The organism is Streptomyces spiroverticillatus, from assembly GCA_014650415.1.
GTDB lineage: Bacteria > Actinomycetota > Actinomycetes > Streptomycetales > Streptomycetaceae > Streptomyces > Streptomyces spiroverticillatus.
In genome coordinates this window covers 171,998-193,516 of sequence record BMUX01000009.1, presented here as the reverse complement: position 1 = coordinate 193,516, position 21,519 = coordinate 171,998, and the positions used below count along the sequence as shown (strand labels likewise).

The window sequence follows — 21,519 nt, the reverse complement described above, 5'->3', positions numbered from 1 at the left end:
CGAGCGGGGATTTCCCCAAGCGGGAAGGATCGGTCCATGACCGCATTCGCTGAAGGTGTGCCCTGCTGGATCGATGTGGCGCTGCCCGACGTCGAGGCGGGCAGGCGCTTCTACGGCGGCCTGTTCGGCTGGACCTTCGACGAGCCCGCGGACAAGGAATACGGCTACTACACGCAGGCGTACGTCGGCGAGGGCGACGACCGGAAGAACGTGGCGGCGCTCGCCGCCAAGGCCGACGGCCGGATGCCCACCGCCTGGGGCGTCTACTTCGCCACCCCGGACACCGCCGCCCTGGTGGCCCGGGCCCGCGAGGCCGGCGGCCAGATCGTCATGGACACGATGCCCGTGGGCCCGTACGGCACGATGGCGCAGATCGCCGACCCCGGCGGCGCGGTCTTCGGCGTCTGGCAGGGCGCGAGCCACCCCGGCTTCGAGCGGACGGCTGTGCCCGGCGCCTTCTGCTGGACCGAGGCGTATGTGCGCGAGGCCGACCTGGAGCGCGTCGACGCCTTCTACGACAAGGTCTTCGGCTTCGGTACGCAGGACCTGGCCGAGCTGACGGACGACGAGAGCGGCGTCGCCTTCCGCACCTGGTCGCCCGCGGGCACCGAGCCCGGCGACGACACCGCGATCGGCGGACGGGCCGTCATCACCGACGCCCTCCCCGCCGAGATGCCCGCGCACTTCCTCAGCTACTTCATGGTCGAGGACTGCGACGCGACCGCGGCGGAGGCCAAGCGGCTCGGCGGCCGGGTCAGCCAGCCCCCGTTCGACATTCCGTACGGGCGGATGGCGATCCTGGTCGACAATCAGGGGGCGGTGTTCGCGGTGCTCCAGGAGCCGAAGGGGTAGCCGGGGCGAGCCTGCGCAGCTCGGGGGCGTCCCTGCGCAGCTCATGGGGCGTGCCTGCGCGGCCCGGGAGTGCGCTCGCGCGGCCGCAAAGTGGTCCCGCCGCTTCCACTTGCGACCGGAATCTCCACCAAACGTGTACGGAATGGGGGGAAACATTCCATTCCGGCCCCGGGTTAGCCACTGCGGCCTTCGGCAGGAAGAATGCCCCCGGGGCTGTGTTTCGCGGCCTGGTACGGGGAGGTGGCAGGCAAGTGGAGCAGCTGACGCAGCACGATCCGCGGCGGATCGGCCCGTTCGAGGTCCTCGGACGGCTCGGGGCCGGAGGGATGGGGCTCGTCTATCTGGCGCGCTCCGCGTCGGGTCGCCGGGTGGCGATCAAGACCGTACGGACGGAACTCGCCGAGGACCAGCTGTTCCGGGTCCGCTTCACGCGTGAGGTCGAGGCGGCGCGCGCCGTCTCCGGCTTCTACACGGCGGCCGTGGTCGACGCCGACCCGAGGGCGGCCGTGCCGTGGCTGGCCACCGCGTACGTCCCGGCCCCCTCGCTCGAAGAAATAGTGAACGAGTGCGGGCCCATGCCCGCGAACGCGGTGCGCTGGCTGGCCGCCGGCATCGCCGAGGCCCTCCAGTCCATCCACGGGGCGGGCCTGGTCCACCGCGACCTCAAGCCCTCCAACGTCCTCGTCGTCGAGGACGGCCCCCGCGTCATCGACTTCGGCATCGCGTCCGGTGTCTCCAACACCCGCCTGACCATGACGAACGTCGCGGTCGGCACCCCTGCGTACATGTCGCCCGAGCAGGCCCGCGACTCCCGCAGCGTGACCGGGGCGAGCGACATCTTCTCGCTCGGCTCCACCCTGGTCTTCGCCGCGACCGGGCACGCCCCCTTCCACGGGGCGAACCCCGTCGAGACCGTCTTCATGCTGCTCCGCGAGGGCCCCGACCTGGAAGGACTCCCGGACGAGCTGCGTCCGCTCATCGAGTCCTGCATGGGCATGGAGGCCGCCATGCGGCCCAGCCCCGCCGACCTCCAGGCCCAGCTCGCCCCGCACCTCTTCTCCTCCGGCGGCGACGACTCCGGCACCGCCTCCGCGTGGCTGCCCGGACGGGCCACCGCGATGATCGAGCAGCGCCGGGGCGGCGGCCGGGTCACCCCGACCGCGCCCCCCTACAAGTCGTCCCCGCCCCGCGACCCCTCGCCGCCGCCGCGCCCGCCGAGTCCGCCGCCGTACCCGCCCCGTGACTGGAACCACGACCCGCGCACCGGCCAGGCCGCACCCCCGCCGTCGTACGCGGACGGGCCGATCCGGCTCGCCGGGGCGAAGGTGCCGATCGGGCCGGGCCCCCGGGTCGCCGACGGGCACGGGGCGGCCGCGGCCGTCGCCGAGTCCGCCACCGGCTGGGTGCGCGCGCCCGGCGGGGCCGCCGTGAACGGGGCGCCGGTCGCGCCCGCCGCCGTACCCCCGCAGCAGCCGCCCGAGGGGCCCGCGCCCGGCGGGTGGCGGCCCTGGCGTTTCCGCATGTCGAACGACGTGTGGGGCACGCCGGCCGTCGCGGGCGACCTCGTCTACGTCACCTCCTTCGAGGTGCACGCGCTGGACGTGGCGTCCGGCCGCCGCCAGTTCAAGACCCGCGACGTCGCCTGGGCGATGGCGGTCTCCGGGGGCCGCATCCACGCCTCCGACGGGCCGACGCTGTACGCGCTCGACGCGGCCGACGGGGCGGAACGGTGGCGGCTGCCCACCGACGCCTGGGTGTACTCCCTCAAGGCCGGACGCGGGACGGTCGTCACCGGCACCCGGGGCGGCGGCGTACAGGCCTGGGAGGCCTCCAGCGGGCAGAAGCTGTGGGAGATCACCGGCGCGCAGACCGACTTCGAGACCCCGGAGGCGGGGCCCGACCTGCACGGCGACACGGTCTTCGTGTGGCAGGACGCCAGGCTGCGGGCCCTCGACTCCCGCTCCGGCGTGGAGCGTTGGTCGTATCCCGTCGGCGACGCGGCGTCCTGCGGGAACGTGCCGGTGCGGGTGACCTCCGCCGAGGACGGCTACGTCTACATCTCCGCCGGGACCCGGGTCCTCGCCGTCGACCGGGACTCCGGGCACGTCCGCTGGCACTTCGAGGCACCGGCGGTCTTCCTCTCCCCGCCCGCCTTCGCGCCCGGCCCCGCCGTGACCGGCGGCGGGATCTACCTCGCCGACTACCTCGGCACGGTGTACGCACTGGACGCGTCGACCGGCAAGGACCGCTGGCGGATCGCGACCGAGTCCCGCCAGTCGACCGAACCGGTGCTGGTCGCCTCGGGCCATGTGCACGTGGGCAGCGGCAGCGCGCTCTACACGCTGGACGCGGTCACGGGCACCCCGAAGTGGCGCTTCGCCGCCGGGGGCGAACTGGTCGGGGCGCCGGTGGTGGCCGACGGCCGGGTCCACTTCGGCTCCGCCGACCACTGCCTCTACACGGTGGACGCGGTGGGCGGTCAGCTCCGCTGGAAGCTCAAGACGGGCGGCGAGATCACCGGCTCGCCGGTGGCCGAGGCCGGCATCGTCTACGCCTGCAGCAAGGACCGCTGCGTGTACGCACTGGACGCGGTGAAGGGCACCGCCACGGGCCGGGCCCGCTGAGCCCTCCGGGGGGCTTCGGGTGGGGTCCGTTGCACGGTGCGGCCGGTGGTGGGGTGCTGTTCCCGATGGGGCTGCGCCCCTTGCCCCCTGCACGGCTTCGCCGCGCGTCCTCAAACGCCGGACGGGCTGAGATGCCAGCCGCGCGGCGAGCGCTTCAGGTGAAGGGGCGGGGCCGGGGCGAAAACACCCCGGTGCCGGGCGCCGACTACACCCCCGGACGCCCGTCCATGGTCGGCACCTGCTGCGTGGGTTCCCCGGCGTACGGCGCCTCCGTCACCGGCCCCGGCGCCACATCCCGCCGACTCCGCCGACCCCGTCGCGGCCCGCGCCCGTTCATGACCACCGCCGCGATCAGCATCAGCACGCCCCCGCCCGCCGCACTGGCGACCCCCATCCCCAGCCCCGTCCCGTCCGCATTGACCGCGAGGCCCCCCGCGGCCTGCCCCTGCCGCACCATCCACAGCACGGTGAAACCGAGCGTGACCAGCCCCGCGAGCCCCACCAGCAAGCGCGACCGCAGGAACACCGCGATCAGGACGACCACCGCCGCGAAAACGAACGGCAGCAGGAGGGAACCGGCCAGGTCCGCCCGGACGTCTGTGATCCCGTCGAAGAGGTCTTCGATGCGGTAGTCACGGCCGCGCCGACCGTCGTTCCAGGCCCGGAAAGGGCTCCACACGGCGGCCGTCGCACCGGCGAGCGCAAGCACCGCACCGAGGGCGTTTCTGACCATCTCGAGCTCCTCGTGTCGAGGTTTTGCGAGGGTCTGCGGAGCTTCGACGCTACGCCCGAGGTTCGGGACACGCCACGTGACAGGCGCTGCTAGGGTGTCATGCACTCGCCCTTACGGGTTCTTTACTTTGCGGCGGCTCCTGCCAGATCCGCCCGGGCATGAATGCCCATTTCGTCCCATCTCGCTTCACATCAACGGGGGTTGGAAGCATGAAGCTCCGCCATGTCCGCGCAGTGGCCGTATTCGGCATCGCCGTCGTCGCGCTCACCGGAGCCCGCGGCTCCCACGGCGGGAGCTGCGGCGGCGGCTCCAGCAGCCACGGCTCCTCCGGCGGCTCCAGCAGCAGCGGGGGCAGCGACTCCAGCAGCTCCAGCTCGTCCACCGGCGGCTATGACTCCAGCAGCAGCTCCAGCTCCTCCAGCGGTGGCTTCAGCTCCTCCACCACCGGCGGCTCGGACAGCACCAGCTCCTCCAGCTCCAGCAGCTCGGGCGGCTCGGTCTCCGGCATCAGCGGCGGCGGCAGCAGTGCCGCCAACCGCGATCTGAAGATCACGGAGTGCAAGTACGACCCGTCGCGCGGCATGCTCGCCACCATCAGCGCCACCAACAGCAGCTCGTCGAGCACCTACAACTACAGCTTCACGGTGCGCTTCACGAACCAGGGCTCCACCGTCGGCTCCCGCACCACCAGCATCATCGGTGTCGCCCCGGGCCAGACCCGCTCCGTCGACGTCTCCACCGTCTACGTGAAGCGCTCGACCGAGACCCTCTCGGGCCGCTGCGAGGTCAAGTACCCGAGCCGCACCAGCTCCTGAGTCACACATACGGGAAGGGGTCCGGCCGCACTCTCGCGGCCGGGCCCCTTCGGTACGCCCCGCAGGGTCCCGCTCAGCCCGCCAGGTTCGCCCGGACCAGCGCCAGCAGGTCCTCCTCCGGCATGCCCAACTTGCGCGCCTCTTCGACGAGTTCGCCGATACGTTCCAGGATGCGGGCCCGCCCCGGCGACACCGGGTTGTCGACGACCACCGCGCCGCGCCCCCGCCGCAGCTCGATCAGGCCCTCCTCGCGCAGCCGCTGGTAGCCGCGCAGCACCGTATGGACGTTGATGCCGAGGGAGTCGGCCAGTACGCGGGCGGCGGGCAGCCGCTCGCCGGGTTCCACCGTGCCGTCGGCGACGGCGGCGCGCACCGACGATGCGATCTGGTCGCCCAGCGGTACCGGTGAGGCGGCGTCCAGTTTGAACAGCATGGTCAGCGGCCCTCTCGGTCTGCCCGGTCCGTCCGGCCCGCCCTCCGGTCCAGCAGAGTGGCGAGCAGCGCGGCCCCGGTGGCCGCGTCGTCCACGGTGACCACGAACTCCCGCCCGCTCCTGCGCCGTACGACCAGGGCGTCGCCGGAGCGGGTGACCAGGCCGGTGCGGTGCGCCCGCACCCGGTAGCCCCAGCCGCCGAAGTCGGTGGTCGGGCTGATCCTACGGCTGGACACCTCGGTGATGCCGCTCAGCGGGATGCGTATCGCGGGCCAGGGCAGCAGCGCCGGGGCGACGGTCAGCCCCCGGCGGTCCACCGTGACGTACGCCGAGGCGAGCAGCAACGCCGCGAGCCCGAGCAGGAACAGCGGAGCGAACACCCGCCAGTCCGTAACCACCCAGGCGAGCACCCCGCCCGCCAGCGTGAGCAGCCCGGCCAGCACCATCGTCCAGGGGGCGAGCCCGCGCGCCCAGCTCGCCACCTCGTTCGCGGCGAGGTCGATCCGGTCCGGGGTGCCGCCCGGCGGTGTCTCCGGGACGCGGCCCGGCGGTACGGAGCCCACGATCGCCCGGGTGGCCAGTGCGCCCAGCACGGCCGCGACGGCTGCCGCACCCAGTGCCACCGCCAAGTACCAGCCGGGGAAGCGGGCCGCGGAGCCGTCGCCCGGTCCGGCGTTGGCGTGGAGCATCGAGGTCAGGACCGTCCCCAGGAAGGCGGCGACGCCCCAGCCGCCGGCGGGCATGGCCCACACGCCGATCCGGCCGGTCGGCGCGGCCCTGCCCACGCTGCACCAGGTCCAGACCGTACCGAGCAGGAACAGCAGGCCGGTGCCGACGAACAGCACGGTGCTGCGCCCGACGTAGCCGTTGGGGGCGCCGGAGGTGTCGTAGTGGGTGGCCAGGGGGTCGGGCAGGTCGTCGTGGAGCACGGCGAACGTCGTGACGTAGACGGCCAGGGCCAGGAAGAAGGGGGCGACGGTGAGCGCCGTGAGGCGCAGTCGGGCCGGACTCATGCGGATGCTGCTGCGTAATGCCATGATGAACCTCCAGTTGTTCGCATAGTAGTAGAACAACTGGAGGTGGGGGAAGGGTTGTTCGCATTCGATGCGAACAATTCGCGGGCGGCCCCGGGGGTGTTGTCCGGGTCCTGGCTCAGCGGATCCGGAAGTCCGCCCCCCGCTTCCCGAACAGCTCCGCCTGGCGCTCCGGAGGCAGATTCCCCAGCGCGATCAGGTGCGGCGCCTGTGCGTAGGCCTGCGCGCGCGCCGCCTCCCTGGTCGCCCACACCGCACGGACCGTCCCCTGCACGGCCTCCGTCGGATATCCGGCGATCACTTCCGCCGATCGCACCGCAGCAGCCAACTCCTCGCCTTCCGGCGTCAGTTCGGACACGAACCCGACCTCGTACGCCCGCCGCGCCGACATCCGCTCGGCCGTGCCCATCAGCGCCATGCGGGCCACTTCCCCGTACGGCATCCGCTGGGCCAGCAGGGCCGTCTCGTACGCGCTGACCATGCCGTACGTCGTGTGCGGGTCGAAGAAGGCCGCGCTCTCGCCCGCCACCACGAACTCCGCCTCGCCCAGCAGGTAGAACGCCCCGCCGCACGCCATCCCGCGCACCGCCGCGACGACCGGCTTCCAGAGGTCGTTGGCCTTCGGGCCGATGGTGAGGAGGGGGTCGTCGATCGAGTACGGGGACGAGGGCTGCGGCACGTCGACCGAGCGGTCGATGCCGGTGCAGAAGGCGCGGGCGCCGGCGCCGGTCAGGACGACCGCCCGCACGGTGTCGTCGAAGCGCAACTCGCACCAGGCGGCGGCCAGTTCGGCAGCCATGTCCAGGTCGATGGCGTTCAGCTTCGCCTCGCGGTCGAGGGTGACGACCGCGACCCCGCTCTCCTTGTCGCGTTCCAGTCGTACGGTCGTGGTGGTCATGGCCGCTCCAGCAGCCAGCGCGGGACCGTCGTGCCGTCGGGCAGCTTCCCGAAGGCCACGCGCACCCGGGCCCCGATCCGCAGCCGGGCCGGGTCGACCGAGTCGAGGGCGGCGTCGGCGGAGGCGACGACATTGCCGACGAGACGGATGCGGGGGGCATCCGCCAGCTCCACGATCACCGCGTTGTACGGGGCCTGCGCCGCGTAGGCGGGGAGGAGGGGCGGGTGCGGGACGACGTACGACCAGATCGTGCCGCGCCCGCTCATCGGTCGCCACTCAGAGTCGAAGGAGTGGCAGTGCGGGCAGCACGGGCGGGGCGGGAAGCGGAGTTCACCGCAGGGGGTGCAGGCCTGGACGCGGAGTTCGCCGCGGGCGGCGTACTCCCAGAAGGGGGCGCCGTCGGGGTCGACGGCGGGGGAGAGGAGGGCGTCGGTCATGGGGATGTTCTCAACTCCTCAGCAGAAGGGCGGACGTCGGTACGCCCTCGCCCGCCGTGACCAAGCAGGTGGAGGCGTTCGGGACCTGGGCGGTGGAGGTGCCGCGGAGCTGTTTCACGCCCTCGTTGATGAGGTTGAAGCCGTGGACGTACGCCTCGCTCAGCCCGCCCCCGCCGGTGTTGATCGGCAGTCGCCCGCCGCTCTCCAGCGCCCCGCCCTCCGTGAACGCGGCCCCTTCGCCGCGCCCGCAGAAGCCGTACCCCTCCAGCGACAGCGGGATGAGCGGCGTGAACGCGTCGTATATCTGCGCCACGTCCACGTCCTCCGGCCCGAAGTCGGCCTGTTTCCACAGGTGTCGGGCGGCGGTCCAGGCAGGCCCGGTCAGCGGGTCGTCGTTCCAGTAGTTGACCATGCCGTGGTGCTGGGCGGGCAGCCCCTGGGCGGCGGAGTGGACGTACACGGGCTTGCGCCGGCAGTCCCGGGCCCGCTCGGCGGAGACGATGACGCACGCCAACGCCCCGTCCGTCTCCAGGCAGTTGTCGAAGAGGCAGAGCGGCTCGCTGATCCAGCGGGCGTTCATGTACATGTCGCGGGTCAGCGGTCGCTCGTGCATCATCGCGGCCGGATTCTGATTCGCCCGGTTGCGGCAGGCGAGGGCGACGTTGAAGAGGTGGTCGCGGGTGGCGCCGTACTCGTGCATGTACCGGCGGGCCAGCATGCCGATCTCGTCGGCGGGCCGCAGGAGGCCGAAGGGGCGGGTCCACTGGGCGGGGGTGGGGAGTTGGACGGTGGTGTTCTTCCAGGGGCGCGGCCCGCTGCCCCGCTTCCGCGACCGCCAGGCGACGCCGACGCTCGCCTGCCCGGTCGCGATGGCGGAGGCGAGGTGCCCGACGGTCGCGCACGAACCCCCGCCCCCGAAGCCGACCTTGGAGAAGAACGTCAGATCCCCGACCCCGACCGCCTTCGCGACCTCGACCTCGTCGGTCTCCTCCATGGTGTACGAGGCGAACCCGTCGACCTCGGAGGGGTCGATGCCCGCGTCGTCCAGCGCAGCGAGAATGGCCCGACATGCCAACTCCTTCTCACTCGCGGTGAGTTGCTTGGCGAACTCGGTCTGCCCGATGCCGACTATCGCAGTCGCGTCCTTGAGTCCCGGCATGCTCCACAGCCTCTCCGCGATCGTCCTGACTGCTGACAGCGCGTCAGGCTACAGCTAATCTGACGGATAGTCAGCTAGCGGTGTGGGAGGGCTTGCGATGCAGTTCGACGCACAGGACGAAGCGACAGAGGTCCGGGGAGAAACCCCCTGGCGCACCGTCCCCGAGCTGGTGCGGTACGCCGCCGGGCGGTACGGCTCCCGGGAGGCCGTCGTCGAGGGGCGAACCCGGGTCTCGTACGCCGAACTGGGCGACCGTGTCGAGCGCGCGGCGGCGGCCTGTCTCGCCCGGGGGGTGCGGCGGGGCGACCGGGTCGCGATCTGGGCCCCGAACACCCTCGACTGGATCGTCTCCGCCCTCGGCGCGGTGACGGCGGGCGCGGTCCTCGTCCCCCTCAACACCCGCTTCAAGGGCACCGAGGCGGCCTACGTCCTCGCCCAGTCCCGCACCAAACTCCTCTTCATCACGGGCACTTTCCTCGGCACGTCGTACGTCGCCTCCCTCCGCCGCGCGACGGCGGAAGGCCCGGGGGAGGGCCCCGGGGACGGCCCGGGGGGTGGCGGCCCCCTCCCCGGCCTCCCGCACCTCTCCGATGTCGTCGTCCTCTCCGACGACGCCGCCCCCTCCACCTTCCTGACCTGGAAGGACTTCCTCGCGGCAGGCGAATCCGTGAGCGGGGAGACGGTCCGCGCACGTGCAGCGGAGATCCCCGCCACCGCCCCCTCCGACATCATCTACACCTCGGGCACCACGGGCCGCCCCAAGGGCGCGGTCATCACCCACACCCAGACCCTGCGCGCCTACGACATCTGGGCGGACCTCGCCGGGCTCCGCGAGGGCGACCGCTACCTCATCGTCAACCCCTTCTTCCACACCTTCGGCTACAAGGCCGGCATCATCGCCTGCCTGACGCGCGGCGCGACGATGGTCCCGCAGCCCGTCTTCAACGTGGACACCGTCCTCGCCAACATCGCCGCCGAACGCATCTCCGTCCTCCCCGGCCCCCCGACCCTCCACCAGTCCCTCCTGGACCACCCGGCCCGCACCTCCCACGACCTGACGGCCCTCCGCCTCGTCGTCACAGGCGCGGCCGTCGTCCCCCTGCAACTGGTCGAACGCCTCCGCTCCGAACTCCACATCGCGACGGTCCTCACCGCCTACGGCCTTTCCGAAGCCTCGGGCATCGTCTCGATGTGCCGCCGCGGCGACCCCCCGGCCACCATCGCGACGACCTCGGGCCGGGCCATTCCCGGTACGGAGGTACGCATCTCCGCGCCGCCCGGAACCCCCGGCGAAGTGCTCGTCCGCGGCTTCAACGTCATGCAGGGCTACTTCGAGGACGAGGCGGCCACGGCGGCGGCGCTGACGGAGGACGGCTGGCTCCGCACGGGCGACGTCGGCGTGCTCGACCCGTCCGGCAACCTCCGCATCACGGACCGGATCAAGGACATGTTCATCGTGGGCGGCTTCAACGCCTACCCCGCCGAGATCGAACAGCTCCTGGGCCTGCACCCGGACATCGCCGACGTCGCGGTCATCGGCATCCCGGACCCCCGCCTGGGCGAGGTCGGCAAGGCGTACGTCGTCCGCCGCCCGGACACCTCTCTCACCTCCGACGACGTGATCGCGTGGAGCCGTCGCGAGATGGCCAACTACAAGGTCCCCCGGGAGGTCGAATTCCTCCCGTCCCTGCCGAGGAACGCGAGCGGGAAGGTGGTGAAGGGGGAGCTGAGGGGGCGGGCGGGGCGCTGAGCTGTGGAGTGGTGCGGGTCACTTCCATCCCGGTATGGTTTGAGGTATGGCAACCAAGAAGTACACCGTCACCCTGCCGGAAGAGCTGGCCGAGGAGATCCGTAGCGAGGTGGGTGCCGGGGCGTTCAGTGCGTATGTCACACAGGCCATAAGGCGTCAGCGGGAGAACGACCGACTGGGTGAACTGGTCGAGCGGTTGGAAGGGGAGTACGGGCCTGTTCCGGAGGATGCGCTGGCTGCTGCGGAGGCCGAGAGGCGTGAGATCGAGCTCTGGTTCGAGCAGCAGGAGAGTGCAGCCGCTCAAGCTGCCGGGGCGCGGGAAGGCCGGGCGGCGTAAGTGCCGGAGCTGAGTTACGTACTCGACTGTGAGGCGCTCTCCAGGGCGGCACGCGGCGACCTGGCGATGAGGTCCCGACTCAAGGAAGCCCGGCGGTCCCGTATTCACGTGGTGACCAGCTCGATGACTCTCATCGAGGCGTACCACGACAAGATCAGTGCGCCCGCCTGGTCCTGGACCATGTCCCTGATCGCAGTCGAACCCGTCACCAAAGAGATCGCCGACACGGCCATCCAGCTCCTCCGCCAGACCGGCCTGCACGGTCACAAGTACGCCATCGACGCCGCCCTCGCCGTGATCGCGGGCCGGCAGCGCGGCCGGGTCGCCCTCTTCACCTCCGACGAGGACGACATGACGAAGCTGTGCCCGCCCACGGTGCGCGTCATGCCCCTGTGACATGCGGCCCCTTCCGTACCGGGCCACCGGTGGGGACACTGCGGTGCCGCCATGGGCAAGGGACCGAAGCGGTCGGCCGGTCGCTGTAGGCGGGATGCGGTGCGGGAGCGTGCCCGGGGCGGGGGTCTCCGCCCCGGGCGGAACGCGCGGGGTCAGGAGGCGTGGGCGTCGTCCGTGGACGTGGCGTGGAGGTCGTTCGTGGTGGACGTGGCGTGGAGGTCGTCCGTCGACGTGGCGTGGGCGTCCTGCGGAGCCACGGTCGCGTGCGCGTCGGCCAGGGCCGGGGACGTGCCGACGGCGGCGGCTGCGGCCACCATGGCGGCGGTGACGAGGATCTTCTTGGCGCGGGTCATGAGGTCTCCCGGGATGAGGTGGGTGTGGGACGGGAGTGACCGTAGTGACGGCTGGGGCGGCGCTCAAGAGCTTTGGCCAGAACTTTTCGCTCGCGGTGCGTAGTTGGCCGATCACCCTCGCGTGAGGCGGTCACTCCGGTTCGGCCCCGGGCATGACTCAGCCCTCCGCCAGTGCCCTCCGGGCCTCGCCCTGCACCGCGCCGATCGCCTCCATCGCCGAGCGCCACTCCGGGGAGCCCGGGGCCGCCGAGCGGGCCGCGTACTCCGCCTCGCGGAGGCGGTCCGCCGAGGACGGGACGCGGGCTATCTCCATCGCCACCGCCCAGCTCTCCAGGAACGCCGTCAGCGGGGAGAGGCTGCCCGTGCGGGCGGCCAGGGAGAGGGCCTCCTCCATCTGCCGCTCCATCTCCGGGAGCCGCGCGGGAGCCAGCCGGGCCACCGCGGCGCGCAGGGCGGCGGTGGTGCGGTCGGGGCGCGGGAGCAGGGTGTCCGTGGCGGGCTGGGTCCGAGGAGAAGGGGTGCGCTGGGCGGTCATGTCGGTCGTTCCGGCCTTTCCGATCTGGTCTCGTACGGGAGGAGGGCGGAACGAGGGCGCGGGTTGCCTGCGACCCCGTACCCATCTGACCTGCGGATACAGGGTGCGGCTGACCCGGCCCGGGAAAGCATGCGGCCGCGGCGGCTCCCCCTCCGCGCCGCCGCGGCCGATCCCCGTGCAGGAAGGTCTTAGTTGGCCGGCTCCGACGTGGCGTGGATGTCTCCGTTGGTCACCGGCTCAGAGGTGGCGTGAATGTCCTTCAGCTTCGGCTTGTCGGCGTCCGCGCCCGTGGCGTGGATGTCGAGCGGCTTTATGTCGGAGTCGTTCTTCTTCGGGTCGCTCATGGTGGGTGGCTCCTGTTGATTCGCAGACGGACAGTGGGGTGAAGGCCCGCCCGGTCGCTCCCCCGTGGGCAACGGGGCGGGCCTCCAGGGCCGTTCACACTAGTGCGACGCCCCGTGCACGGCCCCGCCTGCCCCCCGACGCGACGGACCCGATACCCAGAAGCGTGCCGGACGGCGATAAACGAACGATGAACGCCTAGGCGACGACGGGTGGGGCCAGCAGCCTGCGCACGCCCGTGGCTTCGGCGGCATTCGAATCCTCGAAGATCGCCAGCGCCTCTTCCCAGCACACCCGCGCGCGCCCCTGCTGGCCGACCTCGTGCAATGCGGTGCCGAGGACGGTGAGTACGTTGCCGCGCCGCCACTCGCCGCCGATGCCTCGCAGCAGGCTCAGGGCCTGCTCGGCCTTGGCGGCTGCCGGAGCCGGCTGCCGGGCCGCCAGGTCGACCTCGGCCAGCCGGAAGAGGGACATGCCTTCCCAGAGACGTTGGCGGCTGTCCCGGAACACCTCCAGGGCCTGGACAAGCTGCTCCGCAGCCGCCTCGTGCTGGCCGTCCTGGGTGAGTGCCAGCCCCAGGGCGTACCGGGCATTGGCGCCCCGCAGGGTGTTCCCCATGCCGTCGTAGACCGCAATGCCCTGGCGGGCGAGCGAGACGGCGCTCTCGGTGCGGCTGGTGGCCAGATGGATGCGGGACAGGTTGCACAGAGCGCTTGCCTCGCCGGGACGGTCCTCGATACGGCGGAAGTGCTCGATGGCCAGCGAGAAGTGAGCCTCGCCGTCGGTGTGCCTGCTCTGGTAAAGGGCCACCACGCCACGAGCATTGAGCGCCCAGCAGATGGGCAGCGGGTCCCCTGCGGCGGATGCCAGCCGTATGACTCCTTCGGCCTCCAGCTCGGCCTGCTCGAAGCGCCCGGACGTGTGGTGCACGTCCGCGAGCGTCAGCAATGCCCGCCCTTCGGCGCGTTCGTCCCCGTGCGTACGCGCGGCCTCCTTCACGGCCCGCGCCGTCGACTCGTACTCCTTGGCGTTGGCGCCCGATTCCCCCAGATCCAGCGCCGCCCACAACAAATCCACCGCCCGCCGCACCGACCCCGCCCCCGACGACTGCCGTACGCACGCCAGCAGTGGCCCCGCCTCCCGGTACAGCCAGTCCTGCGCGGTGTGCCGGTCGGTGAAGGCGAGACCGGCGCGGTCGGTCGGCTCCAGGTGCTCGACCAGCCGGTCCCCAGGGCGCTCGATGGCGTACACCCCCGCCGCCGTCGCCAAATAGAAGTCCAGCAGCCGCGACAGCGCCGCCCCCCGCTCCTCCGGCGGCTGCTCGTCGCGCTCCGCGCACGCACGCGCGTAGAGCCGTACGAGGTCGTGGAAGCGGTAGCGGCCCGGCGAGGCCGATTCCAGGAGGGAGGTGTCGACCAGCGCCTCCAGCAGGTCCTCCGCGTCGTACAGGGGGAGGTCCAGTACGGCGGCGGCCGCGGCCAGGGAGATGTCCGGGCCGTCCGCCAGGCCGAGGAGGCGGAAGGCGCGGGCCTGGGCGGGCTCCAACTGCCCGTAGCCCAGCTCGAAGGTGGCCTTGACCGCGAGGTCGCCCGCCTGGAGTTCGTCCAGCCTGCGCCGCTCGTCTGCGAGCTTCGCGGCCAGGACGGAGACCGTCCACGTGCGCCGCGACGCCAGCCGGGCGGCGGCGATGCGGATCGCCAGCGGCAGGAAGCCGCACGCCCCGACCACGTCGAGCGCCGCCTCCCGCTCGGCGGCGACCCGCTCCTCGCCCACGATCCGCGTGAAGAGCTGGAGGGCCTCCTCCGGCGACATCACGTCCAGGTCGACGAGGTGCGCGCCCGCCAGGTCGACCATCCGGGTGCGGGCGGTGATGAGCGCCGCGCACCCGGGCGTGCCGGGCAGCAGCGGCCTGACCTGCGACGCGTCGCGCGCGTTGTCCAGCAGGACCAGCACCCGCCGCCCGTCCAGCGTCGAGCGGTACAGCGCCGCCCGCTCGTCCAGCGAGTCCGGGATCGCGGTGTCCGCCGTGCCGAGCGCCCGCAGGAACGCGCCGAGCACCGTCTCCGGCTCGGCGGGCCGCGACCCCGCCCCCTGGAGGTCGACGTACAGCTGACCGTCCGGGAAGTGCGGCCGCGCCGCATGCGCCACGTGCACCGCGAGCGTGGTCTTGCCGACGCCCCCGATCCCGGCGAGCGCCGACACCGCCATCACGCTCGTCTCGGCCTGCGCGAGCTGCTCGCCGAGTTCGCGTACGAAGGAGGCGCGGCCGGTGAAGTCCGGTACGGAGGCCGGGAGTTGGGCGGGGCGGACGGGCGGGGCCGCGACCGCCGCCGGGATCTCGACGGGGCGGGCCAGCTCCTCGTCGGCCTCCAGGATGCGCTGCTGGAGGCGGGAGAGTTCGGGGCGCGGGTCCACGCCGAGTTCGTCGGCGAGGAGGCGGCGCGTGTCGGCGTACACGGCGAGCGCCTCCGCCTGCCGCCCGCACCGGTACAGCGCCAGCATCAGCAGCTCGCGCAGCCGCTCCCGCAGCGGGTGCGCGGCGGTGAGCGCGGTCAGCTCCGACACCGCCTCCGCGTGGCAGCCGACCTCCAGGTCCAGGTCGAGCCGGGTCTCGGTGAGCTGGAGCCGCCACTCCTCCAGCCGCGCCCGCTGCGATTCCGCGTACGGTCCGGGTACGGAGGCCAGTGCCTCCCCGTCCCACAGCCCGAGCGCCTTGCCCAGCAGCGAGCGCGCCGCGCAACGGTCGCCGCCCGCCCGGGCCTTGTCCGCGTCGACGGTCAACTCCTGTGCCACCGCGAGGTCCAGCGCCCCGGGCGCGGGCCGGATCGCGTACCCGCCGGCCACGCTGACCAGCACGTCCGCGCCGAGCGCCTTGCGCAGTCGGGAGGCGTACGTCCGTATCGCGGCCAGCGCCTGCGACGGCGGCTCCTCGCCCCACACGCCGTCGATCAGCTCGGCGGCGGTCGCGGTGCGCCCCTCGCGGAGCAGCAACAGGGCGAGGAGGGCCCGCTGCTGCGGCGAACCGGCGGGCACGGGTTCGCCGCCGCGCCAGGCGCGGACCGGCCCCAGCAGGCTGAAGCGCAGTTCACGGGTGGCGGTGTCCTCGCCCGGAACCTCGCCCGGTATGCGGTCCATCGCGCTCCCCCTGCCGTTACTTCCCGTAGCGCCCTTGTTGCGGCTCTTGTTGACAGGGTCAGTTTGCCTTGTCCATGCCGAGTGCGTCAGCAGTCGAACCTCAGAGGAACCTCAAGAATGCGGGCGGAAACTGCGTCCACCCCTGTACGCACACGCACCTGACGGATCGTCAGATCGGCGGTACCGTGGCGCTGGTTGGAGCCCGGTGCGGAGACGAACAGGGAGACGTACGACATGGACGGAACGGGCATAGCGAGCACAACGAACACAGCAAGCGAAACCGACACCTTCCCGAGGATCATCTCGGTGGACGACCACACGGTGGAGCCCCCCGGCGTCTGGCAGGACCGCCTCCCCGCCAAGTACCGGGACATCGGGCCCCGTATCGTCCGGGCCCCTCTGAAGGAAATGACCTTCCTGGGCGGGAAGTTCGCGCCGGTCATGGGCGAGAAGGGCGACGAAGGCCCGATCGGCGACTGGTGGATCTACGAGGACCTGCACCGCCCCCTCACCCGCCTGGACACGGCCGTCGGCTACGACCGCGACGAGATCAAACTCGAAGTCATCACGTACGAGCAGATGCGACCGGGCTCCTACTCGGTCCCCGACCGCCTCGCCGACATGGACGTCAACCACGTGCAGTCCGCGCTCTGCTTCCCGACCTTCCCGCGCTTCTGCGGCCAGACCTTCACGGAGGCGAAGGACCGGGAGCTGGGGCTGCTGGGCGTACGGGCGTACAACGACTGGATGGTGGAGGAGTGGTGCGGCCCCGAGGCCCACGGCCGCCTCATCCCGCTCACCCTCGTCCCCCTCTGGGACGCGGAACTCGCCGCCGCCGAGGTCCGCCGCAACGCCGCCCGCGGCGTCCGCGCGGTCGCCTTCTCCGAGATCCCGCCGCACCTGGGCCTCCCGTCCATCCACACGGACGACTGGGATCCCTTCCTCGCGGCCTGCGCGGAGACGGGGACGGTCATCGCGATGCACATCGGCTCGTCCTCGAAGATGCCCTCCACCTCGGCGGACGCACCCCCCGCCGTCGGCTCGACCATCACCTTCGCCAACTGCTGCTTCTCGATGGTCGACTGGCTGATGAGCGGCAAGTTCGAACGCTTCCCGGGCCTGAAGATCATGTATGCGGAGGGCCAGATCGGCTGGATCCCGTACATCCTGGAACGCGCGGACGTGGTCTGGGAGGAGAACCGCGGCTGGGGCGGGGTGGCCGACAAGGTCCACCGCCCGCCGTCCGAGCTCTTCGCCTCACACGTCTACGGCTGCTTCTTCGACGACGCCTTCGGCCTGAAGAACCTGGACGCGATCGGCGTCGGCAACGTCCTCTACGAGACGGACTACCCGCACTCGGACTCGACGTGGCCGAAGTCGAGGGAGGTCGGCGAATCCCAGATGGGGCACTTGCCGCCGGACGTGGTGGACCGGATCGTGCGCGGCAACGCGATCTCTCTGCTCGGCCTGACCCCGGACGGCCTCTGGCCGGGCAAGTAGCCCTCCGGGGCCCTTCCACCACCCTCGCCCCCTTGGGCGGCGGGGCCGCCCCCCGGGGGCGGGACGGGCGGGCAAGGGGGCGGCCCGCCCGATCCGGGCCCACCCCGGCACCGGCCCCTGCCCGCACCTTGCACGTCGGGTGCGCGCAGCTCCAGGGCCCTCGGGGCGCCTCCCCGTGCCGGGGACGTGAAGCACCGGTCCGCCGGGCCAGAGGGTCCCCAGCCCCGCCCCTTCACCTAAACCCGCGGGGCAATTGCACGGCTCCGTGCGGGCGCGTCGTGGCTGGGCGCGCAGTTCCCCGCGCCCCTGAAGGGGCACGGTCGGGCTACTTCTCCCCGACCGGGAACCCCGCCACCGCCGTCCCCAGCCCGTTGACCGCGAACAGCGTCCCTGCGCCGACCGCCGCGTCGAAGGTCCCCCCGAAGGCGCTCGTCGAGTCCCCGTCGTCGGAGTCCAGGGCCAGCCGCCCGCCCCGCACGGCCTCGCCGCCGGCCAACGGGAACGCGTACAGCTGCAGGCCGGTGTAGTACGCCGACACGACCGCCCGCACGGACCCCCTCGGCCCGCCCGGCAGGAAGCGGATCTCGCTGGAATCCCGCTTCAGGGCGTGCTGCCAGCGCACCGCGCCCGTCTTCAGGTCGAAGCCGACGACGACGGTGTCGAACCCGACGTCCAGCGTCATGTCATCGGTCTTGAAGGCCTGCACGTACGTGGTGTCGTCGGCGACGACACCGTCCTGCTCCTCGTGCTTGCGGATGCTCTTGCCCTGGACGTCGGCCGTGCGCAGCGGCACCCACTTCTTCCCGGAGCGGGAGTAGTACACGGGGTCGCGCATGCCGTCGCTGTCCACGGCGACGACGAGCGGCTCGGCACCCATGATGCGGGCGTGGCCGCGCTTGCCGCCGTCCACCGTCTTCGGGGCCTCGGGCAGTTCCGGCCGGTCGAGGACCTTTCCGGACCGCAGGTCGAAGACCTGGAGCTTCGGCGTATCCGCCCCCAGCTCGGGAACGTAACTCGCCACGACCCGACCACCACGCACCTTCACGTGCGCGACGGCCAACGCCTCCCCGTCCTGGTTCCGCTGCGCGGCCCCACTCCACCGGACCTTCCCGCTGCGGGCGTCGAGCACGACCGGCCCGGCCCCACCCGCCGTCACGATCGAGTCCCCCGCGAAGGCGATCTCCGGCTGGCGCATGCCCTGCTGCTCGTCGTCCTTCATGACGGCTCGGCTCCACAGCTCCTTGCCGGTGTTGACGTCGATGCCGGAGACGGCCCCGCACCGGTCGCCGCCGCCCTGCCGGACGAGCATGGCCAGCAGATTCCCCTGCGTGGTCGGCGCGACGGCACAGATCTCGTGCCCCCGGTCGTCGCTCAACTCCCACACCTTGCGGCCGGACTTGAGGTCGTACCCCCACAGCACATTGCCCGCGATCCGGACCCCGACCCGGTCACCGGCGACGGCCCGGAAGGGCCCCTGCGACTGCCCGATGACCCCGGTCCACAACGGCTTCCGCTCCCCACCGATCCCGAACTGCGCGGCCTGCGCGCTCTCGGTGACGTCGGTGCTGGGCTCGGAGCCGCCGATGAGGCCGGTGTGGTGGGCGTAGTAGAACCCGCCGCCGCCCACGACGAGCAGCAGCACCAGCACGAGGGCGGTGATGAGCCCGCCACGGCTGCGCGGGGGAGCGGGGGGCTGGGGCTGGGGGTAGGGCTGATTCCCGTACGGAGCATTGTTGTACGGACCGTTCCCGTACGGCCCGGGCTGCGGCGGAACATACGGCTGCTGGGGCTGCTGCGAAGGCCCGGCCGGCGCCCGCGCGGGCAACCCGCCCATCTGCCGCATGCACCGCCCGAGCAGCTTGATCGCCCCGAGCGCGACCAGCGCGATGACGCCGCCCACGGCCTTCGCCAGGATCCCGTCCCCCCGCACGATCATCAACGTCGCGACGAGCGTGAAGACCCCGTACAGGGCCTGCCCGGTCCGGGCCCCGGCAGGCACCACCCTCAACAGATCCGGAATCGTCGTTCCGGCCGCGAGCGCCAGCCCGAGCGGCAGCACAACCCCCATCATCAGCGCACCGAACCCGAACGAGTTCTCGTACGCCCCCCACTCCCCACCCATCACGAGCAGCCACCCACCACCGGCGAGCCCGAGCAGCACCAACAACCCGTTGAGATACGCGGCCAGCGTGGCGGCCTTCCGCGCACTGGCCAGATGCGCGACGGGCGACCGCTGCGCCTCGGGCATGTGCGCCCGCAACTGCCTCCGCAACGCACTGACCCGCACGAACCCCAACACCCCACCGAGCAGCAGCACGGCACCTATCAGCGCGGCTATGAACCCCGCCGGCTTCTGCGTGATCCCGTAATGCGCCCCACCAAAGCTCAACGGCACACCGAACAGCACCCCCAGCACGGCCATCTTGCTGAGGCTCTGCACCTTGGCGAGCAACCTCGCCGGCTCAGGCTGCTGGGGCGGCGGCGGCCCGGGAACGTACCCCCCGGGTGGCCCGTAAGGCCCTTGCGGATGCCCCTGCGGGTGCGGGTGCGGCTGCGGCTGCGGATGAGGCGGTGGCTGCATGGCGATCCCCCGATGCCGTTGGAATTTCAGCCCGCGAGTCTGCCATACGGGTGTCCTGGGGGCACAGGGGTCACCGCAGGTCACAGGGCTGTCAGCACCTTGCAGCCCTGAACACCGACTGCCTCTCGCGACCAGCGTCGAAAATCTACCTTGGCGAAGGTAGACATTCGCTGCCGCCACGGCTATGGTTTCTCATGTAGCCGAGATCGAGCAGAACCCGGCAGACACGAACTGCCGGGCAGCAGTACCGAAAGTGCACAGCAGAGCGGTGCGGTGGCGGAGTGCCGAAGCCAAGGAATGCGCAGTACGGCGACGGAACTGGCGACCGGACCGGGTGGCCCGCAGTGATCAGGGGCCGCCGACAGCAGTACCCGTGCAGTACCGCATCACCCATGCAGTACCCCGCAGTGAAGTGAAGGAGCAGTACCCCGGTGAAGGCGTCGGCTGCGGACGCACGCACCGGGGAGCACGATCAGCAGTACGCAACATCAGCAACACCAGCAGTACGTACCAGTCCCAGAGGGAGAACGGAGGAGCCAGACGCCATCAGGATCGCCCGGGTGAAAGACTGAACACCCGGGTACCGCAGGACATCGCGACAGTGAGGTGGTCTCCGGTCAAGCAACCGCGATCCCCGCAACCCCGGCAGCATTCAGGTCGGGTCGGCGGAAACAGAAGGTCGGCCTCGTACACAGGCCGACGGATGGTGTAGCAGTTCCTTCGGGGCCCTGGTGCCAAATGGCGCCAGGGCCCCTCCACGCGTTCCGCAGAGAGGTGCCAATGACAGCAGACGACTCGCTCGACCGTCTCGACGACGATGATTACCCCGCCTACACCATGGGCCGGGCCGCCGCGCTGCTGGGAACCACACAGGGGTTCCTCCGCGCCGTCGGCGAGGCCCGGCTGATCACCCCGCTCCGTTCCGAGGGCGGCCACCGGCGCTACTCCCGCTACCAGTTGCGCATCGCCGCACGCGCCCGCGAACTGGTCGACCAGGGCACCCCGATCGAAGCGGCCTGCCGCATCATCATTCTTGAGGACCAGCTCGAAGAGGCCCGCCGGCTCAACGCCGAGTACCGCAAGGCCGCCGAGGCGTCGCAGGAGCCGCCGCCCGCGCCCTGATCCGGGGAGCGGCGCCCCGAGGGCGGCGCGGCACACGGATGCCGCAGCCGCCCCGCCCCGTAAGAGCTGCTCCCCCTGCACGTCAATTCCTGCCCCCGCCGACGGAGAAAACAGCCCGCCCGGAGCCCAATTACGCCGTGCTACTGTCAATTTCCGTTGCACTCGTGCCTTTTCTCCGAGTGGGGCATCACTGCGCGATCCGGCACCGCGAATTGCGAGGCCGGCGTACGGCCCGAAGGAGACGGAAATGGCGTCCGGCACTGTGAAGTGGTTCAACGCGGCCAGGGGCTTCGGCTTCATCGAGCAGGACGAGGACGGCACAGACGTGTTCGCCCACTTCGCCCACATCGCGGGCGACGACCCCCAGGCACTGACCGAGGGCCAGAAAGTCACCTTCGACCTCGTCCCCCACGAAAAGGGCCCGACGGCGGAGAACATCACACCCTGCTGACCCTTCACGCATTTCCCGCGCGCGAAGAAAGC

The 21,519-nt window shown here is 71.8% G+C and carries 20 protein-coding genes; 9 read left to right on the top strand and 11 right to left on the bottom strand.

Translation table 11 applies throughout. The annotated features are described in order from the left end of the window. Window positions 1-36: 36 nt before the first annotated feature. Both kbpA and afsK read left to right on the top strand, forming a co-directional pair. Entirely contained in the window at window positions 37-852 is an 816-nt protein-coding gene (kbpA, locus tag IE269_RS24265) for an AfsK-binding protein KbpA (protein WP_189825235.1), read from the top strand. A gap of 251 nt (window positions 853-1,103) precedes the next feature. Next, complete coding sequence (gene afsK / locus IE269_RS24260; protein WP_189825234.1) at window positions 1,104-3,476, top strand: protein serine/threonine kinase AfsK; 2,373 nt, start codon at window positions 1,104-1,106, stop codon at window positions 3,474-3,476. Window positions 3,477-3,681: 205 nt separating this feature from the next. On the opposite strand, the gene IE269_RS24255 is transcribed toward afsK, so the two are convergent. After that, the gene (locus IE269_RS24255) at window positions 3,682-4,209 is read right to left on the bottom strand and encodes a hypothetical protein (RefSeq protein WP_189825233.1); all 528 of its coding nucleotides are present in this window, start codon (window positions 4,207-4,209) and stop codon (window positions 3,682-3,684) included. Between the two features lie 209 nt (window positions 4,210-4,418). On the opposite strand from IE269_RS24255, the gene IE269_RS24250 reads away from it, so the two are divergent. Next, window positions 4,419-5,024: a hypothetical protein gene (locus IE269_RS24250; protein ID WP_189825232.1), complete on the top strand. Its 606-nt coding sequence runs from the start codon at window positions 4,419-4,421 to the stop codon at window positions 5,022-5,024. A gap of 73 nt (window positions 5,025-5,097) precedes the next feature. Here the strand turns inward: IE269_RS24250 and IE269_RS24245 are convergent, their stop codons facing one another. The 5 genes from IE269_RS24245 to IE269_RS24225 all read right to left on the bottom strand — a co-directional run bounded on the left by IE269_RS24245 (window position 5,098) and on the right by IE269_RS24225 (window position 8,985). Further along, entirely contained in the window at window positions 5,098-5,457 is a 360-nt protein-coding gene (locus tag IE269_RS24245) for a GntR family transcriptional regulator (RefSeq protein ID WP_189825231.1), read from the bottom strand. Between the two features lie 2 nt (window positions 5,458-5,459). Further along, window positions 5,460-6,494, bottom strand: coding sequence for a DUF1648 domain-containing protein (locus IE269_RS24240; RefSeq protein WP_189825230.1), 1,035 nt, complete (start codon window positions 6,492-6,494; stop codon window positions 5,460-5,462). Between the two features lie 115 nt (window positions 6,495-6,609). Continuing rightward, complete coding sequence (locus IE269_RS24235; protein ID WP_189825229.1) at window positions 6,610-7,389, bottom strand: enoyl-CoA hydratase/isomerase family protein; 780 nt, start codon at window positions 7,387-7,389, stop codon at window positions 6,610-6,612. Beyond that, entirely contained in the window at window positions 7,386-7,826 is a 441-nt protein-coding gene (locus tag IE269_RS24230; protein ID WP_189825228.1) for a Zn-ribbon domain-containing OB-fold protein, read from the bottom strand. The genes IE269_RS24235 and IE269_RS24230 overlap by 4 nt, the downstream gene beginning before the upstream one ends. Before the next feature lie 10 nt (window positions 7,827-7,836). Then, window positions 7,837-8,985: a lipid-transfer protein gene (locus IE269_RS24225; protein ID WP_189825227.1), complete on the bottom strand. Its 1,149-nt coding sequence runs from the start codon at window positions 8,983-8,985 to the stop codon at window positions 7,837-7,839. Between the two features lie 97 nt (window positions 8,986-9,082). On the opposite strand from IE269_RS24225, the gene IE269_RS24220 reads away from it, so the two are divergent. The 3 genes from IE269_RS24220 to IE269_RS24210 are packed head-to-tail and all read left to right on the top strand — an operon-like array spanning window position 9,083 to window position 11,468. Continuing rightward, a complete protein-coding gene (locus IE269_RS24220; RefSeq protein WP_189825226.1) occupies window positions 9,083-10,735 on the top strand; it encodes a fatty acid--CoA ligase family protein in 1,653 nt (550 codons plus the stop codon). Between the two features lie 46 nt (window positions 10,736-10,781). Further along, window positions 10,782-11,072, top strand: coding sequence for a ribbon-helix-helix domain-containing protein (locus tag IE269_RS24215; protein WP_189825225.1), 291 nt, complete (start codon window positions 10,782-10,784; stop codon window positions 11,070-11,072). Further along, window positions 11,073-11,468: a hypothetical protein gene (locus IE269_RS24210; RefSeq protein ID WP_189825224.1), complete on the top strand. Its 396-nt coding sequence runs from the start codon at window positions 11,073-11,075 to the stop codon at window positions 11,466-11,468. Window positions 11,469-11,620: 152 nt separating this feature from the next. On the opposite strand, the gene IE269_RS24205 is transcribed toward IE269_RS24210, so the two are convergent. The 4 genes from IE269_RS24205 to afsR form a co-directional block, all read right to left on the bottom strand. Continuing rightward, entirely contained in the window at window positions 11,621-11,821 is a 201-nt protein-coding gene (locus IE269_RS24205; RefSeq protein WP_189825223.1) for a hypothetical protein, read from the bottom strand. A 157-nt stretch (window positions 11,822-11,978) separates the two neighbouring features. Beyond that, on the bottom strand, window positions 11,979-12,356 hold the full coding sequence (locus IE269_RS24200) for a DUF6247 family protein (RefSeq protein WP_189825222.1): 378 nt from the start codon (window positions 12,354-12,356) through the stop codon (window positions 11,979-11,981). 188 nt (window positions 12,357-12,544) lie between these two features. After that, a complete protein-coding gene (locus IE269_RS24195) occupies window positions 12,545-12,700 on the bottom strand; it encodes a hypothetical protein (RefSeq protein ID WP_189825221.1) in 156 nt (51 codons plus the stop codon). Between the two features lie 196 nt (window positions 12,701-12,896). Further along, window positions 12,897-15,833, bottom strand: a complete 2,937-nt coding sequence (gene afsR / locus IE269_RS24190) for an SARP-family global regulator AfsR (protein ID WP_189825220.1) — start codon at window positions 15,831-15,833, stop codon at window positions 12,897-12,899. A gap of 234 nt (window positions 15,834-16,067) precedes the next feature. Between afsR and IE269_RS24185 the strand changes: the two genes are divergently transcribed. Continuing rightward, on the top strand, window positions 16,068-17,333 hold the full coding sequence (locus IE269_RS24185; RefSeq protein ID WP_189825219.1) for an amidohydrolase family protein: 1,266 nt from the start codon (window positions 16,068-16,070) through the stop codon (window positions 17,331-17,333). A 325-nt stretch (window positions 17,334-17,658) separates the two neighbouring features. Here IE269_RS24185 and IE269_RS24180 read toward each other — a convergent pair whose 3' ends face one another. Next, window positions 17,659-19,773, bottom strand: coding sequence for an outer membrane protein assembly factor BamB family protein (locus tag IE269_RS24180; protein ID WP_189825218.1), 2,115 nt, complete (start codon window positions 19,771-19,773; stop codon window positions 17,659-17,661). A gap of 921 nt (window positions 19,774-20,694) precedes the next feature. On the opposite strand from IE269_RS24180, the gene IE269_RS24175 reads away from it, so the two are divergent. Together IE269_RS24175 and IE269_RS24170 are read left to right on the top strand one after the other, a co-directional pair. After that, window positions 20,695-21,036, top strand: a complete 342-nt coding sequence (locus IE269_RS24175; RefSeq protein WP_189825217.1) for a MerR family transcriptional regulator — start codon at window positions 20,695-20,697, stop codon at window positions 21,034-21,036. A 247-nt stretch (window positions 21,037-21,283) separates the two neighbouring features. Continuing rightward, window positions 21,284-21,487 carry a cold-shock protein gene (locus tag IE269_RS24170; protein WP_189825216.1) on the top strand — a complete coding sequence of 68 codons (204 nt, stop codon included), beginning with the start codon at window positions 21,284-21,286 and terminating at the stop codon, window positions 21,485-21,487. Window positions 21,488-21,519: the final 32 nt, after the last annotated feature.

Excerpts from the sequence above, each read along its gene's own strand:
- kbpA (WP_189825235.1), top strand. The coding sequence starts at position 37 with ATGACCGCATTCGCTGAAGGTGTGCCCTGCTGGATCGATGTGGCGCTG.
- IE269_RS24250 (WP_189825232.1), top strand. The coding sequence starts at position 4,419 with ATGAAGCTCCGCCATGTCCGCGCAGTGGCCGTATTCGGCATCGCCGTC.
- IE269_RS24185 (WP_189825219.1), top strand. The coding sequence starts at position 16,068 with ATGGACGGAACGGGCATAGCGAGCACAACGAACACAGCAAGCGAAACC.
- IE269_RS24240 (WP_189825230.1), bottom strand. The coding sequence starts at position 6,494 with ATGGCATTACGCAGCAGCATCCGCATGAGTCCGGCCCGACTGCGCCTC.
- IE269_RS24200 (WP_189825222.1), bottom strand. The coding sequence starts at position 12,356 with ATGACCGCCCAGCGCACCCCTTCTCCTCGGACCCAGCCCGCCACGGAC.
- IE269_RS24175 (WP_189825217.1), top strand. The coding sequence starts at position 20,695 with ATGACAGCAGACGACTCGCTCGACCGTCTCGACGACGATGATTACCCC.
- IE269_RS24195 (WP_189825221.1), bottom strand. The coding sequence starts at position 12,700 with ATGAGCGACCCGAAGAAGAACGACTCCGACATAAAGCCGCTCGACATC.
- IE269_RS24170 (WP_189825216.1), top strand. The coding sequence starts at position 21,284 with ATGGCGTCCGGCACTGTGAAGTGGTTCAACGCGGCCAGGGGCTTCGGC.
- IE269_RS24235 (WP_189825229.1), bottom strand. The coding sequence starts at position 7,389 with ATGACCACCACGACCGTACGACTGGAACGCGACAAGGAGAGCGGGGTC.
- IE269_RS24245 (WP_189825231.1), bottom strand. The coding sequence starts at position 5,457 with ATGCTGTTCAAACTGGACGCCGCCTCACCGGTACCGCTGGGCGACCAG.
- IE269_RS24215 (WP_189825225.1), top strand. The coding sequence starts at position 10,782 with ATGGCAACCAAGAAGTACACCGTCACCCTGCCGGAAGAGCTGGCCGAG.
- IE269_RS24205 (WP_189825223.1), bottom strand. The coding sequence starts at position 11,821 with ATGACCCGCGCCAAGAAGATCCTCGTCACCGCCGCCATGGTGGCCGCA.
- afsR (WP_189825220.1), bottom strand. The coding sequence starts at position 15,833 with ATGGACCGCATACCGGGCGAGGTTCCGGGCGAGGACACCGCCACCCGT.
- IE269_RS24220 (WP_189825226.1), top strand. The coding sequence starts at position 9,083 with ATGCAGTTCGACGCACAGGACGAAGCGACAGAGGTCCGGGGAGAAACC.
- IE269_RS24230 (WP_189825228.1), bottom strand. The coding sequence starts at position 7,826 with ATGACCGACGCCCTCCTCTCCCCCGCCGTCGACCCCGACGGCGCCCCC.
- IE269_RS24255 (WP_189825233.1), bottom strand. The coding sequence starts at position 4,209 with ATGGTCAGAAACGCCCTCGGTGCGGTGCTTGCGCTCGCCGGTGCGACG.
- IE269_RS24225 (WP_189825227.1), bottom strand. The coding sequence starts at position 8,985 with ATGCCGGGACTCAAGGACGCGACTGCGATAGTCGGCATCGGGCAGACC.